Annotated in this window: 7 protein-coding genes; 4 read left to right on the plus strand and 3 right to left on the minus strand. The window is 57.9% G+C overall.

The features are described from left to right. Window positions 1-115: 115 nt before the first annotated feature. Window positions 116-1213, plus strand: coding sequence for a CobW-like GTP-binding protein (locus CA51_RS09025; RefSeq protein WP_231746084.1), 1098 nt, complete (start codon window positions 116-118; stop codon window positions 1211-1213). 248 nt (window positions 1214-1461) lie between these two features. Here the strand turns inward: CA51_RS09025 and CA51_RS09030 are convergent, their stop codons facing one another. Next, window positions 1462-2568 carry a DUF1559 family PulG-like putative transporter gene (locus CA51_RS09030; protein ID WP_145119803.1) on the minus strand — a complete coding sequence of 369 codons (1107 nt, stop codon included), beginning with the start codon at window positions 2566-2568 and terminating at the stop codon, window positions 1462-1464. A gap of 380 nt (window positions 2569-2948) precedes the next feature. On the opposite strand from CA51_RS09030, the gene CA51_RS09035 reads away from it, so the two are divergent. Next, window positions 2949-4097: an Lpg1974 family pore-forming outer membrane protein gene (locus tag CA51_RS09035; RefSeq protein ID WP_145119805.1), complete on the plus strand. Its 1149-nt coding sequence runs from the start codon at window positions 2949-2951 to the stop codon at window positions 4095-4097. A gap of 31 nt (window positions 4098-4128) precedes the next feature. Here the strand turns inward: CA51_RS09035 and CA51_RS09040 are convergent, their stop codons facing one another. Then, entirely contained in the window at window positions 4129-8343 is a 4215-nt protein-coding gene (locus CA51_RS09040; protein ID WP_145119807.1) for a DUF7133 domain-containing protein, read from the minus strand. 286 nt (window positions 8344-8629) lie between these two features. On the opposite strand from CA51_RS09040, the gene CA51_RS09045 reads away from it, so the two are divergent. Both CA51_RS09045 and purL read left to right on the plus strand, forming a co-directional pair. Further along, entirely contained in the window at window positions 8630-9715 is a 1086-nt protein-coding gene (locus CA51_RS09045; RefSeq protein WP_145119809.1) for a hypothetical protein, read from the plus strand. A gap of 101 nt (window positions 9716-9816) precedes the next feature. Beyond that, complete coding sequence (purL, locus tag CA51_RS09050) at window positions 9817-12735, plus strand: phosphoribosylformylglycinamidine synthase subunit PurL (RefSeq protein ID WP_145119811.1); 2919 nt, start codon at window positions 9817-9819, stop codon at window positions 12733-12735. A gap of 87 nt (window positions 12736-12822) precedes the next feature. Here purL and CA51_RS09055 read toward each other — a convergent pair whose 3' ends face one another. Beyond that, entirely contained in the window at window positions 12823-13212 is a 390-nt protein-coding gene (locus CA51_RS09055) for a GxxExxY protein (protein ID WP_145119813.1), read from the minus strand. Window positions 13213-14068 lie beyond the last annotated feature (856 nt).

Below are 14068 nucleotides of genomic sequence, written 5' to 3' on the forward strand. Positions count from 1 at the left end.
CTCCCGCCTTTTTCTTCGCTGATCTGGTCGCTTGCAGCGCCCGCCCGCGAACCTTCCAGTTTCGCACCCCGTTAAAAAATCCTTCCCTCGCTACCATCTTCAAGGTTTGTTGCCGATGTCCGCTCCTATCCGTTTCATCATGATCGGCGGCTTTCTTGGCGCCGGCAAGACGACGCTGATCCAACAGCTTGCCAAACGATTTCAAGCCGACGGCAAACACGTTTGTATCGTGACCAACGATCAAGCCGCGGGGCTGGTCGATACGGAGTTGCTGAAGAGTCAGGGGTTCGAAGTCAACGAGGTTGCCGGTTCCTGCTTCTGCTGCAACTTCGATGGACTGACCGACGCGATGGACGAATTCGAATCGCGGCGTCGCCCCGATGTGATCCTTGCTGAACCGGTCGGCAGCTGTACCGATCTGATCGCAACGATCGCGATTCCGATGATGGAGCAGTTGGGCGAAAAGTTTGTTCACAGCCCGTACGCAGTGATTCTCAAACCGAAACATGGGCTGAAGATCTTATCGGGAACCGGAGGCGGGTTCTCGGAGAAGGCCGAATACATCTTCCGCAAGCAGCTGGAGGAGTCGGAGATCATTCTGTTGAATCGCATCGACGAGTTGTCGGCGAGCGAAGTCGAAGAGCTGAAGCGGCTCGTCGATCAACAGTATCCGGGCCGGCAGGTGATTTGCATCTCGGCCAAGACGGGCGAAAACCTCGATTCTTTGCACCATGCGTTTCAGCAACTCGCTTCACCCCGCGACGCGACGATGGAAGTCGATTACGACGTCTACGCCGATGGCGAAGCAGAGCTCGGTTGGTTAAACGCTACGGCGACGCTGGAGAGTACAGCATCGATTCCGCTGGATCGCGTGGCTGTCGAGCTGGTTGAACATCTGCGGCGCAGCTTGTCGCAGGTCGGTGCCGAGCCGGGGCATTTGAAGGTGTTGTGCAGCGGTGGTGACGACGTTAGCGTCGCCAATCTAATAGACAGCGATTCGTCGACCGTGCTGTCGGTCTCCAGTGAAGCTGGCGCCGCCAAGGTGACGGCGATCATCAACGCTCGCGTCCGTCTGGCTCCAGAGCAACTGAGCACGCTCGTCAACGAAGCCGTGGCCGCAACGGCCAAGCTGTTCGATGCGTCCGCCGACGTTCAGCAGCTGGAGAGTTTCCGTCCGGGGCGTCCGACGCCAACGCATCGCGTCAAGTTGTAAGCGATCGGAGGCGGCAGCAGGCTCGCTGGCAGGAGTTGTCAGCTGCATTTGGCGGGTTTGGTCGGGGGGGCTTCGATCGTCCGGCAGGGTGCTGTTAATGGGGACGCGTTGTCCGCTGCGTTCTTTGCGACAGTTGGGAGGCGTGTTGCGCCAACGTTTACAGGTGTCCAGGTTTTCACTAAATAAAAAAACCCAGGCTGCGACACCTGGGTAGTTCGTTTCAAATTGCTGGCAAAGATCGCTAGCGATTACATGTCTTCGTCCGAAAGGACGTATTCTGGAAATGGTACGTCCGAGCCCTTCCCATAAGGGGTCATCATCGCTTGGTAGACGCGGTAGTCGATCTCGTCGTTGATGAATCGCATACCGCCATCGGCGAACGCAGCGTTCGCTCCACCTGTGTGGAACGAACTCGGGCGGGCACGCAGTTGGAGTGCGCCAGAAGCCAGTGTTTCGGTGTAAATGTCACCGCCATTTATCTTGACCACGTCTGCTGGAGCAGAGGCGCCACCAGCGCCTTGCGAGTCGGCATACCACCACAACGCTCCGGTGCTCGCTTCGACAGCTCCCGCACTGATACCGTTGAGTCCACCTGTAACCAAAGTGGTGGACGGTGCGGAGCTAACCCAATACCATTGACGCGCTTGGACGTTTTCCGAAAACAGCATGGTTTGCGCCTTGGAGTCCCGAATGTTTTCCATTCGAACCTTTGGGCCGTTTGCAAGCCCATCGCTCCATGCTACGCCCGTTACGCCGGTTGCGTCAGTTGGTTGAGCATTCAGATTGAAAATGCCGTTGGCTGGAATCTCAGGAGTCGGCAGTCCCGCGGTTGGGAAGCCTGCTGCTGCAAACGTGCCGTTATTGCTGACGTAGCTGTTCTTGCCGTACTCTTCATTCGAATTGGCGATATCGCTAGGGCATTGGAAGATTTCCATGTTTGGGATCTTCCGGCTGTCATAGCCATCCGGCGATGAGTGTGCGGAGTCGGTGGAAAGCAACGAATATTTGTTGACGGTCCAAAATTCGTATACCGGTTGGTTATCGAGATCGGCCAGCAACGCAACGGCCCAGGTGCCGAATTTTGCGTGGGCACCAGGCGTAACGTCAGTGATCAGCGGATCGCCACTGGCGTAATCGCCGTAATGTTGCATGTATCCAGGGAATTTACCCTTTCGCATTTCGTATTGGATCGCTGCCAGACCGAGGTTGCGGATGTTGTTGGCACATTGCGTCTTACGAGCGGTTTCCCGGGCTCGTTGGACCGCGGGAACCAACAATCCCATCAGGATCCCGATGATGGCGATCACCACCAACAGCTCGACCAATGTAAAACCTAACCGTTGACGCTGCGCCATGTCTCCACTCCTCTGATATCAAGATAAGAATTTTGGGGGTGTGTTTTCAGTCCCTAGTAACGGAATTGTCTCACAATGGTGAATCAAAGTCCAGCAAACAAACATTAAATTTTTGAGCCCCGACAAGGAACGTAAACCGCACGAAAATCAGAGTTTAGTGAATGTTTTGTCGTTCGCCCCTCCATTGGTTGGAAGGATGGGCAGAGTACGTCGCGATTGACGCTTCCGCGATCGTTTTTGCTGGTCAGGCTTATCCGATGTCGATGACTTGTATCAATTACTCGGATCATTTCGTTTGCCTGAACGCTCGACTTTCAGCAACGCCCCCGGATCGAGGGGGGCATCGGGGCGTTTCGTTACGACAAGAAGGAAGCAGAGCTATGGGGATACGGAACCTATTAAAGGGACTCGCATTATTGTGCAGCGGGGTGCTGTCAATTCACGCGGCCCAAGCTCAAGAGGTTTTTCAGAATCACGATGTCCTGCCGATTGCCAGCGCGATCGACGATGCGGGCGAGATCCAACAGGTCGGATTCAATTCGATGTGTTGCGATGGGAATTGCGACAACTGTGATATCTGTCAAACATCTCCATGCGACGACGGATTCGCCGACGCGCTATGCACACCTCCATGGTGGGCTCACCGCACCGGCGTGTTCGGCGAGTTTCTGTACCTGCGACCGGGCGACACCGATACTGTCTATGCGATCGAACAGAACGACACGACGGCGGGCGCGTTTCCGACCGGACCGATCGGGACGACAGCCGTCGACTTCTCCGCCGGCTTTCGCGTCGGTGCCATGCTAGCGAACACTTATACGACCAGCTTGGTTGTCGCGTACACGCACTGGGAAGGTGACACGCAGGACAGTATCGCCCGCAACGGCACCAATGTCTTGAACTCGCAGATCATTCATCCGAGCACCTTGACCACTGGCGGCAACAGCTTGCGATCGAGTGCGTCGAGCAGCATCAGCTTCGACCAGATCGATGGCATCTATCGCCACAAACTGTTCTGCACCGACACGACGATCTTCAATTGGTCGGGCGGTTTTCGATACGGCCAGATGGAACAGGGGCTGTTGGCTCAACAGGACATTTCGGTAGCAACCGGCTTGGTCACGGTCGACACCGATATCGACTTCAACGGCTTTGGCTTGCTGATGGGAATCGATGCGGAACGCCGCAGCTGCAAGACCGGCATGTTGTGTTACACCAAAGGCGTAGCGTCGTTCTTGGGAGGCGAATGGACCGGCACCTACCGCCAAGCGAATCAATTTGGTGGCGGCGTCGTCGCAAACCAATACGAAGACTTCCGGATCACGCCCGTCTTGGAAGCCGGACTAGGCGTGGGCTGGCAGAGCGATTCGGGGTGCATCCGCGCCACCGCCGGCTACACCGCGACGTGTTGGTATAACGCCTTGAGCACACGATCGTACGTCGACGCGGTTCGCAGCGGCAGCTACGTTGACGTCGACGAATCGATAGCGTTTGTCGGCTTGACCTCGCAGCTGGAATTCCGATTCTAAGTCGATCGTCCAGCTGAACACTTTCCCGCGATCACTCGCTGAGTGATTGCAGATAGTCCAACAGCGATGCGAGATCGTGCACGCTGTAGGTGTTCATCAGGCCGTCGGGCATCACCGAGGTCGGCAGCGTTTTGCGGATCTCGATGTCGTCCTTCATGACCGTGTACTCCTTGGCCTGATGGTCGCGCAACGTCACGCGGTCGCTCTGCTCGTTGGTCACAAAACCGGTTGACGTGTCGCCGTCGAGCGTCACGATCACGTTGGTCACGAAGCCTTGAGCGATCGTCTTGCTCGGCTGCAAGATCGCCGCGGCCAGTTCGGGACGCTTGTAGGTGCGAGCGATATTCCCCAGGAACGGCCCCTTCTGAGGTTCGTCTTTGCTGATCGTGTGGCATGCGGTGCAGTTGGCTTTGGCGAAGACCTGCTTGCCCCAGCTGACATCTCCCGGTTTCGCAACCGCTTGTTGCAACGCCGCTTCGATCGCCAACGAGCTCACTTTCGGCGACATATCGGCCGGCCGCGGTTTCAGTTTCAACCGCTTCGCCGCCGCCTTGGCAGCTTCCGCCAGCGGTGCATCCGAAGCATTGATCGAAGCCAAAATCTGTTCGTCCAACAGATGGCTGTCCGTTGCCGCGGCGGCTCGGATCAACCGCGCGGCTCGGTCGCTGGCCTTCACCCAAACGCTGTCGATCGCTTCGCGGGCGACCTCGCGCGTCTCAGGACTGCGATCCTTCTGCTCCGCCAATGCGATTAGGCCGGCATCGGCCCACAGACTCGCTTGCCGCGCCGGATCGTTCGCCAATGCGACCAAAGCCGCGGCATATTGATCCAGCTTCGGCGACTTCAGAAACGCCGCCGTCGCCGACTTCAGCGGGTCGCGGGCTCCCGAGACTTTGCTCAGCGAATCCATCGCGGTCACAATCGCGGCGACCGCGTCGGGCCCTTCGACTTTCGTGAGCGCCGCGACTGCTTCAGCCAACGTGGCGGGAGAAGTCTCCGATGAATTGGCCGCTCGAGTTAACAGTGCCAACCCGGCCGGCGAGACATCTCTGGCGGCGGCCAATTGAGTCACTGCCGTTGAGATCAGGCTGGGGTCGCTGGCGGCCAGTTGCAACAGTCGGTCGAGCGCTTCGGTCGATTCGATCCGATTGGCAGTCATCGTCTGCACCAACCAAGCCGCTTCGTCTCCAGAAGCCTTCGCCAGTTCTGCTTTTAAGGTTGCGGCGATCCTAGGCGTCGCTTCCCACGGTTCGGGTTGATAATACGGCCCGCGCGTATCGGGCCGCGTTCCCCACGATTGCCCGTTCCAAACGCCTTCGTGGAAATGCAATCGGCACAGGGTTGCCAGGATCGCCCGGCGATCCGCGGTCGCGTCGGCTTTCGCCAAACATTCGATCAAACTGTCGACAACGTCGGGCGAATGCATCATCGCCAGGGCGCGAAAGGCTGCGTCGGCGGCAAGCTTGTCGCCGTCGATCGCTCGCCAGCAGACCTCGCTGCTGCCGCGATGAGCCAACGTGCGGATGGCGACATGCACGACCACCGGGTCGGTCGAAGCGAGAGCCTTGATCAGTTCGTCGTCGCTGGCGTCGGTCTGCAAGTGTTCGACAAGGTTCCGGTCGCTCGAGCGCGCCTGCTTGGCGTCGGCCAACAACTTTTCCGCGGCGGGATGATTGCGATGCTTCAGTTCCCGCTGTGCCGCGATCCGGCGACGGTAGCTGGTCGATTCCAGTGCAGCGACAAGGTCTTCGTCCGAAGCTTTGGCAAAGTCGATCATCGGCTCGGGCTGGAAATCCTTCGGCGTCACGCGAACGATGTAGCCGACATTGGGTCCTTCCCATTTAAACGTTGCCCCACGCCAGCTAGCGACATACAGACCGCTGTTTCCATCGACGTCGGCGTCGGTCGGGCGAGTCATTTTTACGATCGGTTTGGGCGGAGCGGTTTCGACAAAGGTTGATCCTTTGGGCTCCACCGTGTGTCGATACAAGCCACCGGTTCCCCAGTCGGCAGTCAGCGGAGCGTCGTTCCATTGGCCAAAGCCAGGTTCGTCCAGATAGACCGCGCCACATCCCGAACCGCCACCGTAATCGGCCAGCGGCGCAACGCACTCGTCAGCGAAGTTCTTGTACAAACGCGGGTACCCGTGGTCGTCCATCCCGGTGAAGTGATGCAGTCGCACATCCCAACCGCCACCATCGTTGGTGTTGTCGCGAGCGAACAGATCCATCCGCGGACTGATCGCCACCTCCAAGATATTCCGCGTGCCGGTCGAATAAACTTCCAATCCGGTCCCATCGGTGCGGACGCGGATCACGCCGCCACCGCGATGTTGCAGCTTGCGACCATCGCGACCGACGGCGTTCATAAATCCAAAATCTCCGCCGGCGATGTACAACCATCCGTCGGCCCCCAGACTGACACCGTTGGTTGTGTGATCGGCGGGGCGTTTGTCGTAACCAAACGCCAAGTCGCGGACCAATATGTTTTGCTCATCGGCGATCCCATCGAGGTCGTGATCGATGAACTCACTCAAATGCGGCGGGTGCATCAGATACAAACGGTCGCGATCCCAGACGAGCCCGCGCGGCGCGTCGACGGTGCAGAACGTCTTCGTTTCGTCGGCGCGACCGTCGCCATCGAGATCGCGCAACCGGATCACGCGGCCCCGTTCGGGATCGCGTCCCAGCGAACCGTTGCCATCGGAACTGACGTACAACGTTCCTTCAGGTGCCGCGGCGACGAAGACGGGATAATTGACGGCCGGCGGAGCGGCGAAAATGGTCGCTTCAAAGCCATCGGCCACCCTGACGTCCTTGAGAATCTCCGCCTCCCGCTCGGGCGAAAGGGGCCGGATCTCGGGCGGTGAGTTTCCGAAGGATGTGTAAAGTTCTGCCGCGAGAGGTTTGAACGCCTGCGGTTCCCCATCGGGATCGGCGGGCCACAACGCGTTGATCCCTTCCCCGTTCAACCGGATCTCGCGGATGCTGCACCAGTTGCCGCCGCTGGAACAACCAACTCCCGTTAGCCGCAGAAATTTGAACGCCTTCGGTTGGGCGATCTCGTGCGGCCCGTCCTCCCGGTTTTGATTGTCGGTTTGATCCAACAGCATCGTCCATGTTTTGGCGTCGTTCGATCCCTCGACGCGGTATCGATAGATGTGATTGGATTCCCACTTCAATCCGATCTGCGCGACCGCTCGCGGCTGTTCGAATTCGAATTGAATCCACTGGGGATAACTACCATTGGCGGCACACCACCGCGTCTGATCCGAACCGTCGATGGCATGCGCCAACGGGTGCCCGGTCTGCGTGCTCGAAGAACTCATCCGCACCAACGTCGCATCGTTGGGCATCACATCGGCAGGCCCGTCGCTGGATGGACGCAGCTTGGAATCGATGAACGTGACCTTGTTCGGTCCGCTGTAAGGCTGCAAATCTTCTTCGGTCAACCGATCGCAAGCCCACAGTAAACCGCGAGTTATGAGGTCCATGTATTTTTCATCGGCGACCGTGGCGGTGTTGTGTCCCAGCGTGGTGCTGAAGCCGCGGATGCCATCTCGTTCGGTCGTCCAGGCGACGATCGCATCGACCACTTCTTCTTTGCCGTCCTTGCCAACGACCTGTTTGCCCATCGCCAGCGGTTTGGCGTCGAAGACTTTGACGTTGTTGTACAGCTCTTCGTTGATCGTCGTCCAATCGGTCAGCGTCCTGGTGATCGGATGCTGCGGGTCGACGTATCGGACTGCGATTGGTTTCTGTGGGCCGTGCGAATTCGATTGCAGTCCCAGGTGCCGGAACCAGGCGTCGCCGCCGGTGCGGAAGCTGTGCATGGCACAATGCAGATGAACCGCCGGGATCTTTTGATGCACCTGCAGGATCCGGTTGACGATCGCTTGGTCTCGGATCCCCGCGGCGCATTCGTCGTGGATGATCACGTCGTAACCATCGGCCCAGTCCAATCGTTCGAACAGCGGGAACGGCGGCGTGACGGTCTTGTCGTCGGTCCAGTAGACGTCGACACGAACGTTCGCGCGGGCCGAGATCTCTTTGGCGATCACCGCTTGTTGACCGGCGTAATCGTGGCAGCAACCGCCGGCGATCAGAAGAGCTCGCAGCGGAGGACGGCCCGCTGGCTCTTTTGATTTACTTTCTTCGCCGCCGGCGCTGGCGGCGAGCGAAAAAAACTGGGTAAGCAGAATCGCTTGGCAGAGCAGTCCCGGGCGGAAGCAAAAACGTTTGTTCATAGAGTTTGCGAAACGTTGGTGTGAAGTTGGGCGGTTATGGCAGCGTGGGAGCTAGGCAGGATATCCGCTCGCGAGGCTCCCGTCACCTTGGGGGGCTTTTCCATCGTAGTTGCTGAAGAAGTAGCCGTCTCAGCAAACGCGATTCGTGCGATTCGGTCTTTTCGGCGGACGGATCGTTTTGATACGGTCCCAGCGAATTCGACGACCAGAACCGACGTTTCCCAAGGTGGAGAACAGAATGACACGCGGGCAGTGGGTAAAACAACAACTTTTACGATCGATCACCGTGGTAATGTTGATTGCTGGCAGCGGCATCGCCGCCGCCGCGCCTCCATCGTTCCTTAATATGTTCACGCGTCGGACGGTCGAAGCCGATCCGAATGTGGAATACGTATTGAGCGAAGAGAACGGTCCCTGGTTGATCCTGGCTGCCTGTTTCGGCGGCGAACAGGGTAGAGAGCAGGCCTCCGATTTGGTGATGGAACTGCGGCAGGACTACAACTTGCCTGCATACATCCACCAAGAAAATTACGATTACACCCGCCCGCTGATGGGATCGGGGCCCCAACCGGTCAAGATGCGTCACCTGAACGGACGCAAATACGATTCGTATGCGGTATTGGTCGGCGAGTTCGACTCGCTGCAAAACCCATCGCTTGAAAAGACGCTGGACCTGATCAAGCATGCCCAGCCGAAGTCGCTCGATTTTTCGAAGACCGGCAAGACCAGCCAACGCTTCGCCGCCTTCCGCCAGCTGCAAGCGAAGCTGTTCAGCAAGGGAGAGGAGAATCGTCAGAAGGGCCCGATGGCCATGGCTTTCGTCTCCAAAAACCCGCTGCTACCCGATGAATTCTTCAACGCACCGGTCGTCGATGCGTTTGTTCGCAGCATGAACGAAGACGTCGAGCACAGCTTGTTGGACAATCCTGGCAAGTTCACCGTCGTCGTCCGTTCCTTCGGCGGCAACGCCACCACCGACTTTGGCAACGGTGCGGGAGCATCGAAACTGGTCCCCAATCCGAATCGATTGAACAAGGGTGCTGAACAGGCGCACAAGATGGTGGTCGCTCTGCGAGCCAAGGGCGTCGAGGCGTACGAGTTCCACGATCGCTATCGCAGCATCGTGACCGTAGGTGAATTCGATCGCCTGGGCGAAGAGGTTCCCGGCGGCGAATTTCGCTACGCTCCTGAGATTTTGCAGACGATGCAGCGGTATTCGGCGGGCAAATCGATCCAGCAAGCCTCTCATGGCACGCAACTGGCCGCCAACCACATTGCCGGGATTCCTTTTGACCTGAATCCGCACCCGATCGCGGTTCCACGGTCGAGCAAGCGCAGCCTGTACGCTGGGGCCCTGGGCTTCGGCGGCTAATGCTGTCAACGCCCCCTTCACGTCGAGGGCTAGGTTTGCGAAATTTGTGAACGATTCGTTCACTTTTTGCGGCACCGGTTTTCGACGATTGAAGGCAGCTCATGACCCTCTGGCAAATCGATATTTATCCCAGCGAAGGCACGGTCGACCGCGATGGGGCGCGAATCGCCGAAGAGATCTTCGAACTTCGCCTGGCCGACCACTTGGACGTTGCGATGTCCAAGAGCTTCCTGGTCGAAGGTGATTTGGACGCCGATGCGGTCTCCGCGATCGCTGCCAATTATCTCGTCGATCCAGTCACGCAGCGATCGGTGATCGCCACCGTTGGCAGCGAAAAACTGCTCGCTTCCCCCAACGCCAACAAGACCTTGGTCCATGTCATGGCCAAGCCGGGCGTGATGGATCCAGTCGCACAAAGTACGATCGCGGCGATCCGCGACGGCGGTTGGCAAGTCGAAGGCGTGCGGACGGTGCGGAAGTACTGGTTGCCCGAACTACCGCCGCAACAGCTCGATCAGATATGCAAGCGAGCGCTCTCGAACGATTCGATCGAACAAGTCATCGTCGGTCCGTTGCAATTGGACCGGCTGCAAATCGGTTCGGCTTACGAGTTTGAATTGCAACATGTCGCCATCCGCGACTTGGACGATGCTGCGTTGGAACGCCTGAGCAAAGAAGGCCAACTGTATCTGACGCTTGTCGAGATGCAGACGATCCAAAAGCACTTCCGCGACTTGGATCGCGAGCCGACCGATATCGAACTGGAATCGGTCGCGCAGACCTGGAGCGAGCACTGCAGCCACAAAACGCTGGCGGGCCGGATCGCTTACCGCGACGAAAACGGCGAGCGTCGTTTTGAGAACATGCTTAAAGAGACGATCTTTGCCGCGACGCAGACGATTCGCAAATCGCTGGGCGACGACGATTGGTGCGTCAGCGTGTTCGAAGACAACGCCGGCGTCGTCACCTTCGACGACGAATACAACATCTGTTTCAAAGTCGAAACGCACAACCATCCCTCGGCGCTGGAACCTTACGGTGGAGCAAACACGGGCATCGGCGGCGTGATCCGCGATCCGCTGGGGACCGGGATGGGAGCCAAGCCGATTTGCAACACCGACGTCTTCTGCTTCGCTCCGCCAGAAACCGCTCCCGAAGATCTCCCCGCTGGCGTCCTGCATCCCCGCCGCGTGATGAAAGGTGTCGTCTCGGGCGTCCGCGACTATGGCAACCGGATGGGAATCCCGACGGTCAACGGCGCGGTCTATTTCGACCCGCGTTACCTCGGCAATCCGCTGGTCTATGCCGGCAACGTCGGCCTGCTGCCTGTCGACAAATGTTTTAAAGAAGCGTTGCCGGGCGATTATATCGTGGCAATGGGAGGCCGGACCGGCCGCGACGGGATCCACGGCGCGACGTTCAGCAGTGCGGAATTGACCAGCGAGAGCGAATCGCTTTCCGGTGGTGCGGTTCAGATCGGCAATGCGATCACCGAAAAGATGGTCGCCGACGTTCTGCTGCAGGCTCGCGACGAAGGACTCTACAACGCCGTGACCGATTGCGGTGCGGGCGGTTTCAGTAGTGCTGTCGGCGAGATGGGCGAAAAGATTGGTGCGGAGGTTTGGTTGGACAAGTGTCCGCTCAAATACGACGGACTCTCTTACACTGAGATCTGGATCAGCGAAGCGCAAGAGCGAATGGTGCTGTCAGTTTCGCCCGACCAGTGGGATCGCTTGCAGCAGTTGTGCGAAAGCGAAGGGGTCGAAGTCACGCGGATCGGAAAGTTCGAAGCGACCGGCAACCTGCGACTAAAGTACGGCGAGAATTTGGTCGGCGAAGTCACTATGCACTTCCTGCACGACGGCCGACCGCCGATCGTTCGCGATGCGATCTATCAAGCTCCGCAAGTCTGCCCGTTGGAGGGAACGGTTCCCGCCGACCACGATGAGACGCTGCGAAAGATTTTGGCCGCGCTGAACGTCGCCAGCAAGGAATGGATCATCCGCCAATACGATCACGAAGTCCAAGGTGGCAGCGTGATCAAGCCGTTGGTTGGTGTGCAAGCCGATGGTCCCGGCGACGCCGCGGTCGTGCGGCCGCGAGTCGAGAGTCGCCGCGGGATCGTGATCAGCAACGGCATGAACCCGCACTTCGGCGACTTCGATACTTATCACATGGCCGCCAGCGCGATCGACGAAGCGATGCGAAACGCCGTCGCGGTGGGAGCGGATCCGGCGAAGATTGCGATCCTCGACAACTTCTGTTGGGGCTACACCGATCGTCCCGAAACGCTTGGGTCATTGGTCCGTGCGGCGATCGCTTGCCAAGACATGGCGATCGCGTTGGGGACGCCGTTCATCAGCGGCAAAGACAGCTTGAACAACGAATTCAGCTACAACGACGACGACGGCAACCGTCAAACGATTGCTATCCCGCCGAGCCTGTTGATCAGTGCCATGGGACAGGTCGAAGACGTTTCAAAGTGCGTTACGATGGATCTGAAACAGGCTGGTAACGCGATCTATCTGGTCGGCGAAACCAAAGACGAATTGGGCGGATCGCACTTCTCGTTGGTCAACAAACTGTCCGGCGGCCAGGTGCCGACCGTCGAAGTGCAGACAGCCAAAGCGATCTTCGCGGCGATGCACCAAGCGATCGGCAGCGGCAGCGTCCGCGCGTGCCACGACCTCAGCGAAGGTGGATTGGCAGCGGCAGTTGCCGAGATGTGTTTCGCTGGCGAATTGGGAGTCGACCTGCAGATTGGCAACCTGACGCAAAATGGCCTGCCACCCGAAGTGGTCCTGTTCAGCGAGTCGAACTCGCGATTCCTAGTCGAAGTTGCGAGCGATGCGACGGATAGCTTTGAAGCTTGTTTTGCCTCGTTGCCACTGACTCGCTTGGGCTCGGTCGTCGAAGGCGAAACGCTGACGATCCGCGACGCCGACGAAACGGTCATGGAATCGCAGTGGCCCGCGTTGAAGCAGACCTGGCAGAAACCACTCGCCTTCGAATCGCACTAGACAGCCATTTATTTGGTTCACCATTTCGGTCGTCCGCAAACGCGGCGACCGACGAATCCGGCGGGGCGATGCAGCAGCTGGGTGTCGCTATTTCGCGGTGTGAACGAATCGTTCCCACTGGATCTTGGGATAGCTGGCGAAGTTGACTAGCAGCCCCAGTTGGAAGCCGCTGGCGTTCAAGTAGTTGATAACTTGAGCGCGGTGTTCGTCGATCAACTGACTGACCGCTTTGATCTCCACGATGATCTTGCCGTAGCAGATGAAGTCGGGGATGAACTTCTGCTTTAGTTCGATCCCGCGGTAGGACAGACCGATAGCTTGGCGAGGGACAAACGGGATCTGTTGATACTCGTGTTCGATCTCCAAGCACTCCTGGTAGACCGGTTCCAGGAAGCCGCATCCTTTGTCGTTGTAGACTTCGAAGCAGGCGCCGATGATCTTGTAGCACTCCTCGCGGAAAATCAAATCCTCTGGCATGGAAGTATCCCCAATCAAAAGCGGAAGGAAGAGTTCTGCCCGCCAATCACGCGAAAAACAGAAGTCAGATCCCAATAGGTTCTTTGGGGACAAGTTGATTGACGACTCGCGTTTTAGGTAGAGCATGGTGAAATTTTCCCGCGAATCACGCGAATAGCGCGAATGGGAACCGGTCCTCTCAACATCAGGATGTTTTTATTTGGCGTGCATTCGCGTGATTCGCGGGCAAACTTACCGCTAAGCACACAAGACGTTTGGCAGGCTGTGGATCAAGACGCCCGTTGTGGACTGATAAGATTATTGCCCGCGAATCACGCCAATAGCGCGAATGGGAAACAGTCGCTTTGACATCTCAATGTTTCTATTTAGCGTGCATTCGCGCGATTCGTGGGCAAACCTACCACCAGGCAAACAATAGGTTTGTCAGGCCGTGGATCGGGGCGTCCGTTGTGGACCGATCACATATTATTGCCCGCGAATCACGCTAATAGCGCGAATGGGAACCGGGGACACGGAACATCTTAGCGTTCTTAATTAGCGTGCATTCGCGGGCAAATCTACTTTCAGGCAGACAAGAGATTTGGCGGGAGGTGGATCGAGACGCCGGTTGTGGATCGATAGGATTATTTCCCGCGAATGACGCTAATAGCGCGAATGGGAACCGGGGACACGGAACATCCTAGCGTTCTTAATTAGCGTGCATTCGCGGGCAAATCTACTTTCAGGCAGACAAGAGATTTGGCGGGAGGTGGATCGAGACGCCGGTTGTGGACCGATAGGATTATTTCCCGCGAATCACGCTAATAGCGCGAATGGGAACCGGGTACACGGAACATCTTAGCGTTTTTAATTAGCG

The sequence above is a fragment of the Rosistilla oblonga genome (assembly GCF_007751715.1).
In the GTDB taxonomy this organism is placed as follows: domain Bacteria; phylum Planctomycetota; class Planctomycetia; order Pirellulales; family Pirellulaceae; genus Rosistilla; species Rosistilla oblonga.